The sequence below is a fragment of the Fluviicola sp. genome (assembly GCF_030151805.1).
Classification (GTDB): Bacteria; Bacteroidota; Bacteroidia; order Flavobacteriales_D; family Crocinitomicaceae; genus Fluviicola.
The window spans coordinates 1-17261 of sequence record NZ_JASLCN010000489.1 but is presented as its reverse complement, the minus strand read 5'-3'; the positions used below and the strand labels follow the sequence as shown (position 1 = coordinate 17261).

At 39.9% G+C, this 17261-nt stretch carries 18 protein-coding genes and 1 pseudogene; 8 read left to right on the top strand and 11 right to left on the bottom strand.

The genetic code is table 11. The features are described 5' to 3' along the window. The 3 genes and pseudogenes from Q1V93_RS18665 to Q1V93_RS18655 all read right to left on the bottom strand — a co-directional run. Nucleotides 1–228 (bottom strand): squalene/phytoene synthase family protein (locus tag Q1V93_RS18665; protein WP_300666867.1); only part of this gene is annotated, 228 nt, incomplete at its 3' end. 11 nt (nucleotides 229–239) lie between these two features. Next, a pseudogene (locus Q1V93_RS18660) lies at nucleotides 240–1724 on the bottom strand (phytoene desaturase family protein); the annotation flags it as partial. Between the two features lie 136 nt (nucleotides 1725–1860). Then, nucleotides 1861–2739 carry a MerR family transcriptional regulator gene (locus Q1V93_RS18655; RefSeq protein ID WP_300666864.1) on the bottom strand — a complete coding sequence of 293 codons (879 nt, stop codon included), beginning with the start codon at nucleotides 2737–2739 and terminating at the stop codon, nucleotides 1861–1863. A 155-nt stretch (nucleotides 2740–2894) separates the two neighbouring features. Here Q1V93_RS18655 and Q1V93_RS18650 point away from each other — a divergent pair, with 155 nt between their 5' ends. Then, nucleotides 2895–3476, top strand: coding sequence for a hypothetical protein (locus Q1V93_RS18650; protein WP_300666861.1), 582 nt, complete (start codon nucleotides 2895–2897; stop codon nucleotides 3474–3476). Between the two features lie 325 nt (nucleotides 3477–3801). On the opposite strand, the gene Q1V93_RS18645 is transcribed toward Q1V93_RS18650, so the two are convergent. The 3 genes from Q1V93_RS18645 to Q1V93_RS18635 form a co-directional block, all read right to left on the bottom strand. After that, complete coding sequence (locus Q1V93_RS18645) at nucleotides 3802–4572, bottom strand: OmpA family protein (protein WP_300666858.1); 771 nt, start codon at nucleotides 4570–4572, stop codon at nucleotides 3802–3804. 82 nt (nucleotides 4573–4654) lie between these two features. Further along, nucleotides 4655–5926: an aspartate kinase gene (locus tag Q1V93_RS18640; RefSeq protein ID WP_300666856.1), complete on the bottom strand. Its 1272-nt coding sequence runs from the start codon at nucleotides 5924–5926 to the stop codon at nucleotides 4655–4657. A gap of 218 nt (nucleotides 5927–6144) precedes the next feature. Next, nucleotides 6145–6774 (bottom strand): YceI family protein, encoded by a 630-nt coding sequence (locus Q1V93_RS18635; RefSeq protein WP_300666853.1) that lies wholly within the window; start codon nucleotides 6772–6774, stop codon nucleotides 6145–6147. 151 nt (nucleotides 6775–6925) lie between these two features. Between Q1V93_RS18635 and Q1V93_RS18630 the strand changes: the two genes are divergently transcribed. The 6 genes from Q1V93_RS18630 (at nucleotide 6926) to Q1V93_RS18605 (ending at nucleotide 11857) form a co-directional block, all read left to right on the top strand. Beyond that, nucleotides 6926–7816 carry a permease-like cell division protein FtsX gene (locus Q1V93_RS18630; protein ID WP_300666850.1) on the top strand — a complete coding sequence of 297 codons (891 nt, stop codon included), beginning with the start codon at nucleotides 6926–6928 and terminating at the stop codon, nucleotides 7814–7816. 24 nt (nucleotides 7817–7840) lie between these two features. Continuing rightward, nucleotides 7841–8089, top strand: coding sequence for a DUF3098 domain-containing protein (locus Q1V93_RS18625; RefSeq protein ID WP_300666847.1), 249 nt, complete (start codon nucleotides 7841–7843; stop codon nucleotides 8087–8089). Between the two features lie 3 nt (nucleotides 8090–8092). Continuing rightward, nucleotides 8093–8887: an undecaprenyl-diphosphate phosphatase gene (locus tag Q1V93_RS18620; RefSeq protein ID WP_300666844.1), complete on the top strand. Its 795-nt coding sequence runs from the start codon at nucleotides 8093–8095 to the stop codon at nucleotides 8885–8887. 4 nt (nucleotides 8888–8891) lie between these two features. Beyond that, on the top strand, nucleotides 8892–9587 hold the full coding sequence (truB, locus tag Q1V93_RS18615) for a tRNA pseudouridine(55) synthase TruB (RefSeq protein WP_300666842.1): 696 nt from the start codon (nucleotides 8892–8894) through the stop codon (nucleotides 9585–9587). Nucleotides 9588–9659: 72 nt separating this feature from the next. Continuing rightward, the gene (gene queA / locus Q1V93_RS18610) at nucleotides 9660–10709 is read left to right on the top strand and encodes a tRNA preQ1(34) S-adenosylmethionine ribosyltransferase-isomerase QueA (protein WP_124747807.1); all 1050 of its coding nucleotides are present in this window, start codon (nucleotides 9660–9662) and stop codon (nucleotides 10707–10709) included. 77 nt (nucleotides 10710–10786) lie between these two features. After that, a complete protein-coding gene (locus tag Q1V93_RS18605) occupies nucleotides 10787–11857 on the top strand; it encodes a Fic family protein (RefSeq protein WP_300666839.1) in 1071 nt (356 codons plus the stop codon). 2 nt (nucleotides 11858–11859) lie between these two features. Here the strand turns inward: Q1V93_RS18605 and Q1V93_RS18600 are convergent, their stop codons facing one another. The 5 genes from Q1V93_RS18600 to Q1V93_RS18580 form a co-directional block, all read right to left on the bottom strand. After that, complete coding sequence (locus Q1V93_RS18600; protein ID WP_300666837.1) at nucleotides 11860–12621, bottom strand: hypothetical protein; 762 nt, start codon at nucleotides 12619–12621, stop codon at nucleotides 11860–11862. 8 nt (nucleotides 12622–12629) lie between these two features. After that, complete coding sequence (locus tag Q1V93_RS18595; RefSeq protein WP_300666835.1) at nucleotides 12630–12989, bottom strand: CoA-binding protein; 360 nt, start codon at nucleotides 12987–12989, stop codon at nucleotides 12630–12632. A gap of 91 nt (nucleotides 12990–13080) precedes the next feature. Further along, nucleotides 13081–14046, bottom strand: coding sequence for an OmpA family protein (locus Q1V93_RS18590; RefSeq protein WP_300666832.1), 966 nt, complete (start codon nucleotides 14044–14046; stop codon nucleotides 13081–13083). A gap of 98 nt (nucleotides 14047–14144) precedes the next feature. Beyond that, nucleotides 14145–15071, bottom strand: coding sequence for a type IX secretion system membrane protein PorP/SprF (locus tag Q1V93_RS18585; protein ID WP_300666830.1), 927 nt, complete (start codon nucleotides 15069–15071; stop codon nucleotides 14145–14147). Then, nucleotides 15071–16360, bottom strand: coding sequence for a gliding motility-associated C-terminal domain-containing protein (locus Q1V93_RS18580; protein ID WP_300666827.1), 1290 nt, complete (start codon nucleotides 16358–16360; stop codon nucleotides 15071–15073). The genes Q1V93_RS18585 and Q1V93_RS18580 overlap by 1 nt, the downstream gene beginning before the upstream one ends. A 158-nt stretch (nucleotides 16361–16518) precedes the next feature. Here Q1V93_RS18580 and Q1V93_RS18575 point away from each other — a divergent pair. After that, nucleotides 16519–17261: hypothetical protein (locus Q1V93_RS18575; protein ID WP_300666824.1), on the top strand; the 743-nt coding region annotated here is incomplete at its 3' end.

Here is a 17261-nt window from a genome sequence, read left to right as displayed (position 1 = left end):
GATGGCTTTGTATGTTTCTGATTTGAATTCGTTGAGAAGTTCCTTTTTTTCATAGGTGTGAAAACTGTCTACAATTTCATCTGCAAAACGCACAAATCCATAAATTGCATGAATCGGGGCCTGCAGATCTTTGCTTAGAAAACGAATTCCGATTGAAAAGGAAGTGCTGTACCTTTTGGTTGTCAAGGCACTCATGTCTAAAGAAAGCGTGTCGAATAAATGTTTCATAGCGGAGCGGTTTACAGTTTTTCAATGTGTTTGATCACGTATTTTGCAACGACTTCTCCTGAGATAATCGATGGCGGAATTCCTGGTCCCGGAACGGTCAATTGACCGGTGTAGAACAGATTGGATAAGTGTTTGTTCTTGATTCGGGGTTTGAGCAAAGCCGTTTGTCTCAAGGTGTTTGCCAGTCCGTAAGCATTTCCTTTAAAAGCGTTGTAGTCGTTCATGAAGTCGGATATGCAATAACTACGCTTGTAAACGATGTGTGGATTGATGTCAAGCCCGGTTTTTTCTTTCAGGCGTTTGGTCAACAGCTGAAAATAATGTTCGCGCTTCTGTTCGTTGTCTTCCAATCCTGGTGCAATCGGAATGAGTAGAAACATGTTTTCAGATCCTTCCGGCGCAACCGAAGCATCTGTTTTTGACGGGCAACTCACATAAAAAAGTGGTTTTCCGGGCCATTTGGGATTCTTGTAGATTTCCAGAGCATGTGTTTCAAAATCGGCATCGAAAAACAAGTTGTGGTGTTCCAGGTTCGGGACTTTGCAATTCAACCCAACGTAAAAAAGCAGGCAGGATGGCGCCATAATGCGTTTTTCCCAATAGGTGTCGGAATAATTTGCTTTGTTTTCGAGTAATTGTTCCGTGTGCCGGTAATCTGCTCCTGAAACAACCAAATCGAAGTTTAATTCGCCTTGTGTAGTATTGAGAGAATGTATTTTTCCCGCAGAAGTATTTATTCCTGTAACGGATGTATTGAGCAAGAATTTGGTTCCCTGTTCCAGTGCAATCCGCTCAAACGCTTTTACAAATTCAAACATTCCGCCCATCGGATACCAGGTTCCGAGTTGAATGTCTGCATAATTCATCAGGGAATACAATGCCGGAGTATCTTTTGGAGTTGCTCCCAGGAATAAAATCGGGAATTCCAGCAGAGAAATGATTTTCGGATGTGAAAAATACTTCCGGATGAATGAACTGTAGGAAGTGAACAAATGCATTTTGAATAAACCACTCAAAATACGTGAATCGGCAAACTCGCTTAATTTCAAACTGGGTTTGTAAACCAAATCTTTCATCCCGATCTGGTATTTCTTTTCAGCATCAGCCAAAAACTGGCGCAGCTTCACACTGCTTCCCAATTCCAGTTGTTCAAAGTATTCTTCCAGTTCAGTTACGGAAGCGGGAATTTTATCCGAATCATTTTTGCCCCAGATTACCTGGTAAGATGGATCGAGGCGAACCAGTTCATAGAAATCGGAGGTTGTGTATCCGAATTGCCGGTAGAAATTTTCGAAAATGTCGGGCATCCAATACCAACTTGGCCCCATGTCGAAAGTGAAGCCGTTGTCTGTTACAAATTGTCTGGCTCTTCCGCCAATACGGTCATTTTTTTCCAGAATAGTTACATCATGTCCTGCTTTCGCTAAAAAGGAAGCACAGGAAAGACTTGAAATCCCCGATCCGATGACTGCTATTTTTTTTACTGGCATTCCGTTTCTTTTTACACGGGTTTTCTAATAGTGATTGTATCTTTTTCTTTGTGGAAGATACAATTTTTCTCTCAGGCAAGATAATTCATTTTGTTTAACAAATGTAATAAAAGATTAAACAAAATAAATTCAATTGCAATTTTCAATGTTCGAATTTGCTGATTTCATCCAAATCGGTAAGTGTCCTGATGTGTTTGATTTCTTTTGGGAGCAGATTTTCCAATTGATCTATTTGATAACCACCTGCGGCAATCGTTATTGGGGAAGTGTCCTCCAGAATTTGATGCATGTAGTTGATGATGTCCTGTGTTTCGATGGCAGTGAGCCAACTGGAGATGATAATTTGGGGTTTCAGAATATCTAAAGTTTTTAAAAGTGCTTCATAGGGAAGTGATTGCCCCAGATAAATACTGTTTAACCCGTTTGCCCGCAAATGATAATGGTATATTAATAGACTGATTTCGTGCCATTCGTGTTCGGGAAGGTAGAGCAGTATTTTTGTTTGTTCCGGATCGGGAACAGGTAAGGAGTCGATGGCTGCAATGATTTTTTGGCGAATCAGATTGGAGATGAAATGTTCCTGAGCCGGATTGATCGTTCCTACCAGCCACATGACCCCGATTCTTTGAAGGAATGGAATAATGTGTAAAGAAAAAACAAGTGATAAAGACTTTTGATTAGTCAGTTCCGAAAAAATCCTGTGAAATAAGTGTTCATCCAGGTTCAGGACAGAAACAATCAGTTGTTCAATACTGGTGTCTGATGTATTGTTTTCGTGAATCCGTTTCGAGGTCTGGAAAATTTGCTCCTGATCCATTTGGGCTATCCTGGAGATTTTGTAACCCTTTTTATTGAGTAATGAAATATTCAGAATAAGTAATAATTCGTCATTGGAATAAGTGCGTATTTGAGTCTCTGTGCGCTGAGGAGTCAATAAGCCATATCTTTTTTCCCACATCCGAATAGTATGTGCTTTTATACCTGTAAGAATTTCCAAATCCCGGATTTTGTATCCCGCCATAATTATTTCGTAACAATCAACAAATGAATGAGTTTGATGCGGTTTTATGTTTTGCAATTCAATTAAATGAAACCGTTAATTTTGAATCAAAATTGATAAAAAAACTATATTTGTCCTAATTACTTCTCCAATCGGAGTTGAAATAAAAAATAAGTATGAAAAAAATTTCAATCTTTTTGTTGCTTTTAGCAGTGTCTTTTGTAGCGGTGCGTTGTGGTGATTCAGAAGAGAGTAAAGAGTTGACTGATGAGGAATTGTATGAATTTCAAGGGTTTTCCATGAAGCCATACGATATTCCGATTATGATCATGTTGCCGGATGAAACGGCAAACATTGGTGCTTCAACTCAACCGGAAGTAATTCATGTGGAAGATGATTTCAAATGGGAATTGATGGTTGGTCCGAACTTTCATATGGTAATTGATGATTGGGGTTCTGATCGTGAAATGGTTTCTTCTGAGAAAAAACGTTTGGCCGGATTGAGCTTTTATAAAGTGAACTATTTGGTAGACGAGCCTGATTTCATTTTGTATGAACGTGAATTGAAAGTAGATGGAAAGAAAGGGGCTTCCAAATCTGTTGGAGTAGAGCACAAAACATACCACGTTTACGGACAGAAAGTCATTAATGATATCACGTATGTATTCAGAAGCCGTGATGACGGATTTGAAAAGATCATTATCGACCTGATGGCAAAATCGATTAAATCGGTGAAGCCGCTGAAAGGAAATTCATAAATGAAAAGGGGAGTGAAAACTTCCCTTTTTTCTTGAAAACAAAGGAGTAAAGAGTGCAAAGGATTTTTGCTGAAACGTTGCGTACTCGAGATGTTTGTGTTTCAAACTTGCCTGACTAAATCTAGCTGTTGTAATAAAGTGTGGTTTCTGATAATCAATGTTTTACATGTTTTTATTTAAGGTCAAGCTTGAGGTTGATTCGTAATATTGCGATATGGCAAATTTAAGATTGATTTTTCAGGATCCTGTGCCCCGAAATACTTGTTGCTCCAGGATTAGAATTACGTCCTTATCACTAGTCGGTTATGGGGGAGTGCGAATACATTTACTTCCTGTAAAACGTAGCCTCAACTCTCCGGTTTGCCTGTTTGTGCTCTTCCGAATCTTCTACAAACAACGGTTTTTTATTTCCGAAGCCAAGAGCTGTAATCCGGCTTCCTGAAATTCCACCTTCCGATACCAAAATCTGTTTGATCCGGTTGGCTCTTTTTCCTGAAAGATTATCGCTGTCGGTTCCGCAGCAAACATGTCCTGAAAGAACAACTGAAAGGGAATTGTCGTTTTTGAGTGCGTCGATCAGAAACCTGATGTCGTCATAGGAACTCGGAACCATTGCATCTTGGCCCATCAGGAAAATGATTTCCAATTTGATCGGAACACCGAGTTCAACGGTTCTGTTGCCCAAAGTGATGTTGTTTTTTGTTGGAGTAAAAGTGGAGATTCCGATGATATCGACGCGTCGTTTGTTTTGATCAGAAAGATTTCGTTGATCTTCTCCCGGCGCGGTTTCTTCCTGAATGGAAAATTGATCGGGATAGAGTTGTTGAATCAGATTTTTCACGGATTCTAAACGCTGCCGGGCAAGGTAAAGATTGTATTCCAGGGAACCGACCGTATCAGTATATGCGCGGAGAATGATCTTTCGGCTTTTAAACTGACTCAGCTTCAATGTTGTTTTTGCGTTTCGTTTGTTTTGAAGTTTTACCTCGTGACGGTTCAATTCAAAATAAAACGAAACCGAATCCGGTTTTGATTCGGATTGTGCATAGGTGAGAATAGGCAACAAGAAGAAAAGTGAATGCAGGATTGTCTTCATAAGTTTCTGAAGTATATAATATGCAGCAGGAGCTTTGGTTACAAAAAAAATCCCGCTTTCGGATAAAAACGGGATTCTGAAATTATTGATTCTTCATAACCATGCGAATGGTTTGCCGGGTTCGTTGTTCCAATAAGATATCTTTATCAATGGTCACACGATCAATGGTTGCCTGGTCGTAATGACGGATGGTTACCAATTCAAGTCCTTCGTTGTATTTGACTGCATATTGATCGTTGAATTTCTCAACCAGCTTCATCGGTTCTGTTTTTGAGCGATCGAAAAGAATCGAAAAGCTCAGTGCAGAATTCTGCATCAGGTTGATTTTAACACCATAAAACGCCAGTTGCTGAAAAATATCTCCCAGGTTTTCTTCTACAATAAAGGAGAAATCTTTGGGAGTGAAAGACATCAAGACCTGATCCATTTTGAAAATGAAGGAAGGAATCAAATGGTCCGAATCCATGGATTCCTGGATAACTGTTCCTTCCGCATTCGGATCGATAAAGGATTTCACGTAAAGCGGAATCCCTTTGTTTTGAAGCGGTTTGATGGTTTTCGGATGAATGACACTTGCTCCGTAATAGGAAAGTTCGATGGCTTCTTTGAAAGAAATCTTCTGAAGTTTGATGGTGTCGTCGAACCATTTCGGATCGGCATTCAACATTCCCGGAACATCTTTCCAGATCGTTACACTGTCGGCATTCGTGCAATAAGCCAGGATTCCTGCTGTGAAATCCGAACCTTCACGACCTAAAGTTGTTGTAAAGCCTTCGGAAGTATGTCCGATAAATCCTTGGGTAATCGCGATTCGTTTGTCTTTGAAAAGCGGAAGTAACCGCTCGCTGACAAGTGTTTCTGTTTTTGCCCAATCTACTTCTCCTTCGCGGTATTCATGATTGGTACGAATGATTTTTCTGCAGTCTACCCAGGCTGTCAAATGACCTTCTTCTTTCATGAAAGCTTCGACAATCATGGTCGACAAAACTTCTCCCAACGAAACAATCTGGTCGTATTCGAAGTTGTAATTATCGGAAATCGGTAAATGAAAACGATTCTTTAATGAATCGAACAGTTCTTCCATTTGCTGATAGATGTAATAATGTTTTTCGGGGAAAAGTTCCGCGACGATCAGTTGATGAAACTGATAGCGGTCTTCCACCAGGTTCAGATAACGTTTTTCATCGCGTTTCCATAATGCGTCAACGATTTCTTCCATTGCGTTTGTTGTTTTCCCCATCGCAGAGATAACAACAATCAATTGGTCTTTAGGGAAAAGGGAGAGAATGCGGGACACATTTCGAACGGCATTGGCGTCTTTTACGGAAGCTCCGCCAAATTTGAAAACTTTCATCTGAGAATTAATTTTCTGCAAAAATAAAAGGAAATGGAATGCGACAAACTTCCGAACAGAATAATTCACATTGTTTTATAAATAAAACGAAACGTGTGGAAATGTTGTTTTTTGGATTTTAATTGTGAAATAGTTGAAGGATGAAATGAATTGCTTCTACCTAACAAAAAAGGCCCGAAATACATTCGGACCTTTTCGAGAAATTTAGTTGATATTTCTTATTTTTTTGCTGCTTCAGCTTTCAATACCAGGTTCAATTCGAACTCAACACCCGGCTTCACATATTGATTTGGCTTTTCTTTTTCCATTTCAGCATTTGGTTTGAAACCAGCTACATCCAGGGAAGAAAAATCGATGGTGAATTTTCCTTTTGCTGTTAATTCTTTATCTGTTTTTTTAATTGTAACAGGCATTTTAGCCGGAACTTCTTTTCCTGCAACAACCAATGTAGCGTCGATTTCTTTGTCGGAAATAGCGTTTACTTTTACTTCAACATTCGGGAATTGAGCAATGTCAAAGAAATCCGGTGCGCTCAAGTGACCGATCAATTTATCAGAACCTGTTTCAGGAGTCAATTCACTTTCGATTGTTTTCATATCAACAGTGAAACTTCCAGCTTCAAAAGTTTCTCCTTTGTAGCTTACGCATCCTTTGGAAACTTTTACTGTTCCGTTATGTGAATGAGAATCGTCTGCGTAATTTCCTTTCCATTTCAAGGTAGTCGCTGCTGCGTCTAATTGGTAAGTTACTGCTGCGTCAGTAGCTGCTTCTTCTGTCGATCCCCCACATGCCGTCATTCCGAAAGCGATAAATGCAAGTGATGCTGCGTAAAAAATTGTTTTTTTCATCGTGATCTTAATTAATGTTGGTGCAAATATACATCTTTTTAATTACCATGGTAATAAATTCATAAAAAGATAAAAATTTGTTCATTTCTTGGTTAATAGCTTCTTAAATTAATAAAAAAGGTTGTAACCAAAAAATAGTAATTTCGTGTCAATGAGTAAAGGAATCGAAAAGACAGGAAAGAAAGGGCTACGAACTAGTTACATTTCAACCGTAATTGGAATTTCGTTGGTTCTGTTTATGATCGGGCTGGTTTTGGCGGGTGTTATCGGCCTGGATTCAATGCAAAAGCAGGCAAGAGAGAATCTGCACGGCGATTTATTTTTTAAATCGGAATACAATGCTGCGGATATTAAACAGGTAGAACAGGAGTTGAAATCCTGGGATTGTTTTAAAGAAGTCGTGTTCGTTTCACCGGAACGGGCAATTGAGGAATTTAAAGGATCCGACCAGAATTCAGATGATATCTTAGCCATTTTCGAAGGAGAGAATCCGCTTCCTCCGACGATTAACTTCAGACCGGTGAGTTCCTATGCGACAAAGAAAGGAATGAAAGAGATTGAAACCCGTTTGAATGACAAATACAGCGACATGCTTGCAGAAGTCAATTATGACAAAGCTGCTTTGGAAGAAGTGAATCTGGGATTCAAGCAATTTGCTTTTTTGATTTTGCTCGTTGCTTCATTATTAATTGTAGTGGCGGTGGCAATGATCAACAATACCATTCGCCTGGCGCTTTATTCGAAAAGATTTACGATCAAAACGATGCAATTGGTTGGAGCTACGAGTGGATTTATCCGCAGACCATTTCTGAAGCAGGCAATTTATCAAGGGCTGGTTTCCGGAATTATCGGGATGGCTTTCCTGATGACCGTTTTCTTTGCATTGAATAATGTGTTGGATGTTGTTGAAATTGATTTGAAATTATTGGACATCCTGCTGCTTTTTGCTTCACTGCTTTTGATTGGCTGTGTTTTGACAATTGTTTCTACCTGGTTCGCGCTAAACAAATATTTACGTGCGAAATTGGATGATTTATATTAATTTAGCCACACATTCATTTATATCATGGACAATAAATTCGACTTTCCAATTAGAAAAGAAAATCTGCGAATCATTTTTATTGGTTTGGCTATCAATATCTTGGGGTATATCCTGATGATTGGAGGTGGATCAGATAATCCAAACGAATTTCACGAAGCAGAGTTGTTTTCCGGCGTGAGAATAACCTTATCTCCGATTTTAATCGTTGCGGGTTTCATCGTGATGATTTACGGAATCATGAAGAAAGCGAAAAAAGATAATTCTCAAGAATAATTCATGAATTGGTTCGAAGCAGTAATTCTGGCTCTTATTGAGGGCCTGACTGAGTTTTTGCCTGTTTCTTCAACAGGACACATGATTTTAGGTTCTGCTGCAATGGGAGTGGAAAACGATGATTTCACGAAGTTGTTTATGATTGTCATCCAATTGGGGGCAATTTTAGCAGTATTTGTTCTGTATTTCAAACGATTTTTTCAAAGTGTTCAATTCTATCTGAAACTCATTGTGGCATTTATTCCCGCCGCAGTTTTAGGAGTTTTATTATCCGATTATATCGATCAACTGCTTGAAAATCCGATGGCAGTTGCTATTTCCTTATTGCTGGGAGGAATTCTGTTACTTTTTGTAGATAAATGGTTCAATAAGCCGCGGATTCATGAAATGGAAGAAATGACTTATTGGGATGCGCTGAAAGTAGGATTCTTTCAATGTATTGCCATGATTCCGGGAGTTTCACGTTCAGGAGCTTCCATTGTTGGGGGAATGAGCCAACGAATGAGTCGTAAGCTGGCTGCTGAATTTTCCTTCTTCCTGGCTTTGCCTACGATGTTGGGTGCAACAGCGAAAAAGACATTGGATTACTTCGAAAAAAATGACGCATTATCAGGAGATCAGATCAATTTGTTGATTATCGGGAATGTTGTGGCATTTATCGTTGCAATCATTGCAATCAAAGGATTTATCGGATTCCTGAACAAACACGGATTTAAATTATTTGGTTGGTACCGCATTGTTTTAGGCGGATTGATTCTGATTTTGCTTTTATCCGGTTACCAACTTACAATCCTTTAATTTTATGATTACGGAATTTGCACAGGGAAGTACCATCCTGGTGGATAAACCTTTTGAATGGACTTCTTTTGATGCTGTCAATAAGTTGCGCTGGCACTTACGTAAGCGAATAGGAGTAAAGAAGCTGAAAGTTGGTCATGCTGGGACTTTGGATCCGTTGGCGACTGGTTTATTAGTCATTTGTATCGGAAAACATACCAAGTTGATAGAAGGCCTTACATCAGATGCCAAAACCTATACAGGAACTTTCCTTTTGGGAAAAACAACACCTTCTTATGATTTGGAAACGGCATTTAATTCCGAAAAACCGACAGATGCTATTTCTCCGGAACAATTGGAGGAAGTCAGATCAGGTTTTTTAGGGGTTCAGCAGCAGGTTCCGCCGTTGTTTTCTGCTAAACAAATTGATGGAAAACGGGCTTATGATTATGCTCGTGCAGGAATTGAAAAAGAATTGAAATCGAATGCGGTTGAAATCACCGGCTTCACTATTGAGACTTCCCGATTTCCTGAAATTGACTTTGAGATTTCGTGCTCCAAAGGAACATATATCCGTTCAATAGCGCATGATTTCGGGCAAAAGCTCGGGTGCGGAGCGACCTTGGTTGCTTTGAGAAGAACAAAATCAGGAGCTTACGATGTTAAAGATTCTAAAACAGTCGATGAGTGGATTGCATTCATTGAAGAACAACCTTTGTAAATAGCCCGATTTTTTGTACTTTTGCGCTCTTTTGATTTAAAGCGTTAAAAAAATACAGCTTGTATGAATAAAATGAAGCTTTCCGAATTCAGTTTTGACCTTCCGGATGAACTGATCGCAGAATACCCAAGTGAAAACCGTGACGAAGCACGATTGATGGTAATCCATCGTGATACCGGGAAAATCGAACACCGTTTGTTTAAAGATATTATCAATTACTTTGGAGAAGGTGATGTGATGATCATGAACAATACGCGTGTATTTCCTGCTCGTATGTACGGGAACAAGGAAAAAACGGGGGCTAAGATCGAGGTGTTCTTGTTGAGAGAGTTGAATCGTGAGAGTCTTTTGTGGGACGTATTGGTTGATCCGGCGCGTAAAATCAGAATTGGAAACAAGTTGTATTTCGGTGATGATGATTCATTGGTGGCTGAGGTAATTGACAATACGACTTCCAGGGGAAGAACGTTACGCTTCTTGTTTGACGGACCTTATGAAGAGTTTAAGGCGAAGATTACCGAATTGGGTGAAACGCCACTTCCAAAGTACATCAAGCGTGATGTGGAAGATAACGATGAGGAGAGATATCAAACGATTTATGCAAAAGAAGAAGGAGCGGTTGCTGCTCCGACTGCAGGTTTGCATTTCTCCCGTGAATTAATGAAGCGTTTGGAGTTGAAGGGTGTCAACTTTGCAGAAGTTACGTTACATGTTGGATTAGGAACTTTCCGTTCGGTAGAAGTGGAAGATCTTACCAAACACAAGATGGATTCTGAGCAAGTGATTATTTCTGAAAAAGCAGCTTCAATTGTGAATGAAGCGAAGAAAAATAAAAAACGAGTATGTGCAATCGGAACAACTTCCATGCGTGCAATCGAAACATCCGTTTCTACTGATAATATGTTGAAAGCATTTGATGGTTGGACAAACAAGTTTATTTTCCCTCCATATGATTTCAGTATTGCAGATAGTTTGGTGACAAACTTCCATACGCCGCTTTCAACGTTGTTAATGATGATTTCAGCATTTTGTGGTCATGACTTAATGATGGAAGCTTATCACGAAGCAATAAAAGAAAAATATAAGTTCTATTCGTATGGCGATGCCATGTTAATATTGTGAAAAAATCCCCGAATTTTATTTGGGGATTTTTTTATCCAAAAAAATTGACTAAATTAGTCAATGAAAAATATGTCAATATGAAGTTGGGGAATATCTTTAAGGACGCACGGACTCAATTTAACTTTACGTTAAAAGAATTGTCGCGGATATCCGGGATTGATACCGCCTTATTGAATAAATATGAAAAAGGAGAGCGGCAGCCTTCTGAAAAGCATCTTGAACTTTTAATAGAACATCTGAAATTGGATGAAGATACCGTTCGTGCTAATTGGATAGGAGAACGGATCTATGCTTTGTTTAATGATGATAGCCACTTGTTCGAAAAAGCAATGCGCGTTGCAGAAGAACGTGTTAAGTATGATCAATTAAACAAAAAAGAGTATGAAAAGTCTATTTCATCCGAATTAGGTGAATTATTAAAAGAATGTTCCAGGCTTTTGGAAATCTGGTCTTCCAAGAAACCATTGAATCAAACGCAATTGCGCAAAATGGATGAATACTTCAATTTGAATTATACCTACGAAAGTAATCGGATTGAGGGGAATACATTGACTTTACAGGAAACCTATTTAGTAATTAACGACGGAATTACTGTTGGAGGAAAATCAGTTCGGGAACATCTTGAAGCAATTAACCATGCTGAGGCAATTGGTTATTTGAGTGAAATTATCCAAAACAAGACCGCTTTTTCCGAACGTGTGCTTAAAGAAATTCATTACTTAATCCTTAAGGGAATAGATCGTGAAAATGCCGGAGTTTATCGCTCAATCGGAGTGCGTATTTCCGGAAGTTCACATTTGCCCCCGGAACCATATTTGTTGATTCCATTGATGGAAGAAGTGTTTGTTTATTACAAGGAAAATAAATCGGTACTTCATCCTGTGGTACTTGCCGCTGAAATGCACGAGCGAATTGTCCGGATCCACCCTTTTATTGACGGAAATGGAAGAACCTGCAGATTGATTATGAATTTGATTTTGATGCAAAATGGATATCCGATAGCTAATATCAAAGGAGAATTAGAAAATCGCTTACGTTACTATAATGCATTGGAAAAGGCGCCCGAAGATCGGAAAAATGCTTTTTCTTCGCTGATTGCAGAAACAGTTATTCAAGCACTGAAAGAACACATTGAATTGTGTGCTTAAAATCAAGATCCAACTTCTGAAAACCAGAAACCATGATACACCAATTCATAGACGGTCCAGGAAATTAGCCACTTTTTTTCATTTTCCTGAGGCTCATCTACTTGTTGGATGATTCTGCTACCTGAATTTTCATTTACCGAAAACAAACCCGCTCCAAAAAAGTTTGAAATGCGAGGGGTTACAAAGAATATTGCGAGTAGGCGACCGTTCATGTTGAAATCATAGTGAGCTGAACCGGTATGAATATCAACTAAACCACCAATTGAGATGGTTGAGCTGTTCGACCGGTTTACGGTTCCTATTTCTTTCCCTTCATTGTTGAAAATACTTCCGTTTTTCAGAACAGTTCCGATTTTCTTTCGATCGTAGTAAAAATCGGTGCGGTCTGTTTCGATGACGAAAAACAGCTCAAATGAACTTGTTGCCGCCGCTATTGAGCCAACAGAATAAAATCCCCGCTCAATGCGTTTGAAGGCAAGTACATATTGTCCGTCATCTGCGATCAGCTTTCCTGAAAAAGTGTTTTTTAGGGCTTTAATGTATTTGTAGGAAGCATACGGACGAAGGTTTTCGGCAGAATAATGTTCCCACGATGCCAATTCTCCTCTTTTGGAGAGAACACTGTTGATCAGTTCTATTCGTTCCTGTTTTGCATCTTCTCCGGCGGGCTTTTTTTGAGATTTTATGACCAGCCAAACGATTAAGCCAATCACTCCCAGAAACATGAGAATAAAAAAGATGAAAAGGAAGATAAAAAATTGCATGCCTCTGATTAATAATTTCCAATTGAAAGCATGACTAAAGTACAAGCAATTTCCGGGTGAATATGATTTTCCTGAAGTTCTTGTATAAATTCAGGGTGTTCCGTGCCAGGATTAAAGATCACGCGCTTTGGTTTTAAGGCAATTATTTTATCCCTAAATTCTTCCAGACGTTGCGGATTCACATATAATGTGACTGTTTCGATGTCCCAATCCGGATTCCATTCTGTTTCTATTTCTACATCTTCAACTGTTCCTGATTTTAGTCCGTATGCTACTACCGCATGTTTGTGACTTCTCAATGCGCGAATTGCCCTGTTTGCATAACGATCTTCTTTTGTTGTTGCTCCGATGACCAATGTTTGTTTCATTTTATTGACTGTTGTATGTTTCTTGAATTTACGAAATTTCCACAAAAAAAGACGCCCGATTTGAGCGCCTTTCTTGAAAGTTTAACGTTTATTATTTTCCCTCCAATATTTGATACAATTCGTTTAGATTCGGAGAAATGATGACTTCGATGCGTCTGTTTTTTGCTTTGTCTTTAGCATCTACCGGATGGAATTCGCTTCTTCCGGATGCCATCAATTGTGCAGGATTCATTTTGCTGTTTGCAATCATGATTTCAACAACGGCTGTTGAGCGCAGAACGCTTAGCTCCCAATTGTTTTTAGGATGCGAGCTGCTTACCAGTTTATCCGTATCTGTGTGGCCTTCTACAATAATTTCCAAATCCTTCTCGTTTTCCAAAACCTTTGAAAGATCTACGAGTGCTTTTTTTCCTTCCGGTTCCACAACCGTACTTCCGGATGCAAACAACAATTTAGCCTCAAGTGAAACGTAGATTTTACCATTTTTCTCGACAACGGTCAAGCCTTTATTCTCAAATCCTTTCAGAGCACTTGAAACGCGTGTTTTCAGCTGTTTCATGGCATCGTCCTTGCGTTTGATCATTTCTTCCAGTTCGGTCAGTCGCTCTTCTCGTTCAATCAACAATTTTTCTTTAGCGATCAATTCATTTTCAAGTACTTTCAAAGCATCTTCTTTACGCTGTAACTCCTGGTTTTTAGCATCAATATCGGCTTGGTAAGTTGCAGATTCTTTTGCTCCTTTCATGCGCATTTGATCCAATTTTTGCTCGTATGCTTCGTTTTGTGCAACGACCAAATCATATTGCGACTGAAGAAAGCGCAGGTTTGATCCCAGGTCAAGTGTGTCCTTTTTCAGTTTAATGACATCTTTTCGTAATTGATCTACGGTTACCTGAAGGTCTTTTGCTTTCCCTTCGTTTTCTATGCTGGAAGCTTTGTATTTGCTGAGTTCTTCGCTACATATTTTTTCTCTTTCAAGAAGTTCGTTGTATTTTTTTGCAGGTACACAAGCTGCAAGGGTGCAAACAAGTGCAAATATTGAAAGTTGTATTTTCATTGAAAAATGCTTTATCTCTCAAATTTCGGAAGAAATAAGCCGGATTCAGAGGGAGTTGTAGATACTTATAAACAGTTGGAATTGAATAGTGGCGTTGATTAATCGAAATCGGCGCAACCGGAAGTGCTTTCTGAACGCTGCTTACAAGGTGAGAAGGAAAGCGTCAGTTCGTGGGAATGGAAGGTGTTTGGGCGCATTTTGGAAAGAACGAAATCGTAGGAATATCCTAATTTCCATTTTTCCTTGAACCGGAAACCGACCATTGCAATCAAGGCATCGGTGTTTCTTATTCCCAGACCTAAGTTAAATTTCCGCTGAAATTCAACAATTCCATGGATTTGAAGTTCTATGGGTGTGTTTTTCGTGTATGCAATATACAATCCAGGGTACAAGTCTATTTTTGGATTGATCTGGTATTTGTATCCTGCGGTTAACATCGCGTGCATTTGAGATTGCGCACTCGTTCCGATGATATTCCACTTCTGAGGAATTAGTTCATACAAACTGAATCCGACGAAATATTGTTTTCCGTTCCACCATGCGCCGAAAGTTGCGGTAGGAAGAATCTGAGATGCGCTTCCGTTAATGGTCGGGTCGGGAGTTAAAGGCTTTGCCTGATTTAAATCGAAAGAAAGTTGTCTTGCTCCGACTGCTAATCCTAATGATAAGCGATTCGTTAATGAGAAGTTGAAATGTCCGGCATAGGAAAGCTGTACGCGAATATCCTGAAACGGACCAATCTGATCCAGGTAAACCATTCCGCCCAAACCATGCCGTGCACTTAAGAATTTCGTTCTTTTTGCTTTCAGCGGAGCATTTACACTGACCCAGCCGCTATACGGTGCGCCATCCACTTTGATCCATTGTCCTCTGAGAGTTGATTGAGCTTCCAAACAGGTTTTGATTCCGGTATATGCAGGATTAATTGCATACTGATGATGCATCCATTGCGACATGTGACTCACTTGTTGTGCTTGCAGTGATAAAGTCAGCAGAAGAAATAGGATAAACAGCTTGTTTTTCATCAGCGGATCACGGTAATGCTACCTTTTAGAGGTTTGGTGTCGTTGTTTTGGCGTAAATCCAGGGAGTAGAAAAAAACTCCGTCGGAAACCGGTTTTCCTTTATTTGTTCCGTCCCACGCTTTTGTGAGGCTGTAACCTGCAATTTCTGCAACTTTCTGCCCCCAGCGATCATAAATCACCACTTGTGCATCCGGATAGAAATCAATTCCTTCAATAACCCATTTGTCGTTATGACCATCTCCGTTCGGAGAGAAACTTCCAGGAATATTGAGATTGTTAGAAACGAAGACCGTCAATTCATCCGAAAGCGAACAGTTTGCGTTCATAGCTGTCAGTGTATACACTGTCGTTTCATCCGGAGTGGCGTAAGTTGATATGGAATACGGCGTATTCAATGTTTGAGTCGGATTCCACATAAAATCTGTTCCGTTCGATACGCCAACCAGTTGTACGCTTGCGCCCGCCTGGATGGTTTGATCCGGTCCGGCATCAACAATGAGTGGGTCAACGCTAACAGCAGGATAAGAAAATGTAAGTGTATCCGGGCAAATATCGAAACAACTGCAAACAACAGAAACGACATCTCCGTTTTGCAATTCGCTGGTAAGCCACAAAGAACCTTGCGTTACCGCTCTTAAAACGCCGTTTACAGACCAGTAAAAATCACTCGTGTCGGTACAATTTGTAAGGTATGTTGTGAAAGACGCCGGTGTTTGCGGACAAATCGTGGTTGTTGGTCCACCGATTGCAATTGCCGGGGGTGGACGGTCAAAACCAGGTCCGAATCCAACCAGGTCAAAAGTTGCTTCTGCAGGTAATGTTGCCCCGCCATTTTTTGCTCCGTTCACAACCAGGTAATAGGTCGTGTTTGCAGGAAGTGCTGCTGCCGATAATGTAAATGCAGTAGCAGATCCTGCTCCACAATTGCTGACGAGGGTGTAAGTTGCGGCATCACATGGTACAATTGCCTGCACGATAGCTGCCTGCAATTGTGTTCCCCTGTTTGCCTGTACATTGAACAGCAAATTGCTGATGTTGAAATTCACAGTTCCGCCCGTTACATTGGTGGTGAATTGATACCAAACGCTATTGGTTCCGGAAAAGCAAAAAGTGAAATTGTCTTCGCAACTCGGGCAAGTAGTTGCCGTGGCTCCGATATTCGAACCGGAAGTAGTGACATTCGGGCATAAGGGAGTAGCCGTTGCACATGCATCATTCGGCAACTGAGAGAACCCCTCAATTGCGCTTAAAAATGATATTAACAATACTTTAACAGCCCGAAAATACATGTTTCAAAATCGTGTATATGATTGTAAAACTAATACATTCGGGGATATTTTAAACGTTTTTTCGTAGTTTCGCCCCGTCAATTTTGTTAAAGAGAACCGATTTTGTGTTTTTTTGGCACAAAGATGGTTAAGCCTCAAAATAGATTAAACTTAGGACTATGAGACATTTTTACACGCTAATTGTAAGTCTGCTATTAACCACTACCTTATTTGCTCAGAAGGTCGATTACGACAATGATAGTCGTTGGTTTTGGGGGCTTAACATCGGGGCTACCTGGACAAAAACAGATATTCCGCACAAATTGGATTTGGGTTACGGATTGATTCTTGGCCATCAATTCAATTACAATTACGGAAGACCTGTAAGCTTCGATTTACGGGCGAGATATTTAACCGGACTTTGGAAAGGATACAGTACTGATTCGGTGAATGTTTCAGGAAATCCGGTTTATTCTGATTATAATTCTCAAGGTGATCCGGTGGCACTGAATTTCGGAACGCGCTTACATGAATTGAGCCTGGAATTGGCAATTCACCTGAACAGATTGAGAGAACGAACTGGTTGGGATCCTTACATTTTTGGTGGAATCGGATATACGTGGTATCGTGCAAAAGGAGATTTGTACGGAAGCGATGGCTACACGTATCAGTATGATTCTGTCAAAATAGCGAACGGAACATATACCCAAACTGAGATTCAGGCATTGACGGATAAAAAATTCGAAACGAATCTGAATGCTCCTGCAAGCATGGGGCGTTTTATGCCGAGTGTGGGGATTGGTTTGGGATACCAGGCTGGAAAATGGTTCTCTTTGGGAATCGAACACAAGACCACTTTTACAATGACTGACAATTTTGACGGTCATGTACAGGCAAAAGGAAAGTATAAAAACGATTGGTA

Bases quoted from the DNA above. Each gene is read 5' to 3' on its own strand.
- queA (WP_124747807.1), top strand. From the start codon at position 9,660: ATGAAGCTTTCCGAATTCAGTTTTGACCTTCCGGATGAACTGATCGCA.
- Q1V93_RS18650 (WP_300666861.1), top strand. From the start codon at position 2,895: ATGAAAAAAATTTCAATCTTTTTGTTGCTTTTAGCAGTGTCTTTTGTA.
- truB (WP_300666842.1), top strand. From the start codon at position 8,892: ATGATTACGGAATTTGCACAGGGAAGTACCATCCTGGTGGATAAACCT.
- Q1V93_RS18585 (WP_300666830.1), bottom strand. From the start codon at position 15,071: ATGAAAAACAAGCTGTTTATCCTATTTCTTCTGCTGACTTTATCACTG.
- Q1V93_RS18590 (WP_300666832.1), bottom strand. From the start codon at position 14,046: ATGAAAATACAACTTTCAATATTTGCACTTGTTTGCACCCTTGCAGCT.
- Q1V93_RS18640 (WP_300666856.1), bottom strand. From the start codon at position 5,926: ATGAAAGTTTTCAAATTTGGCGGAGCTTCCGTAAAAGACGCCAATGCC.
- Q1V93_RS18595 (WP_300666835.1), bottom strand. From the start codon at position 12,989: ATGAAACAAACATTGGTCATCGGAGCAACAACAAAAGAAGATCGTTAT.
- Q1V93_RS18620 (WP_300666844.1), top strand. From the start codon at position 8,093: ATGAATTGGTTCGAAGCAGTAATTCTGGCTCTTATTGAGGGCCTGACT.
- Q1V93_RS18625 (WP_300666847.1), top strand. From the start codon at position 7,841: ATGGACAATAAATTCGACTTTCCAATTAGAAAAGAAAATCTGCGAATC.
- Q1V93_RS18635 (WP_300666853.1), bottom strand. From the start codon at position 6,774: ATGAAAAAAACAATTTTTTACGCAGCATCACTTGCATTTATCGCTTTC.
- Q1V93_RS18655 (WP_300666864.1), bottom strand. From the start codon at position 2,739: ATGGCGGGATACAAAATCCGGGATTTGGAAATTCTTACAGGTATAAAA.
- Q1V93_RS18600 (WP_300666837.1), bottom strand. From the start codon at position 12,621: ATGCAATTTTTTATCTTCCTTTTCATCTTTTTTATTCTCATGTTTCTG.
- Q1V93_RS18580 (WP_300666827.1), bottom strand. From the start codon at position 16,360: ATGTATTTTCGGGCTGTTAAAGTATTGTTAATATCATTTTTAAGCGCA.
- Q1V93_RS18605 (WP_300666839.1), top strand. From the start codon at position 10,787: ATGAAGTTGGGGAATATCTTTAAGGACGCACGGACTCAATTTAACTTT.
- Q1V93_RS18645 (WP_300666858.1), bottom strand. From the start codon at position 4,572: ATGAAGACAATCCTGCATTCACTTTTCTTCTTGTTGCCTATTCTCACC.
- Q1V93_RS18630 (WP_300666850.1), top strand. From the start codon at position 6,926: ATGAGTAAAGGAATCGAAAAGACAGGAAAGAAAGGGCTACGAACTAGT.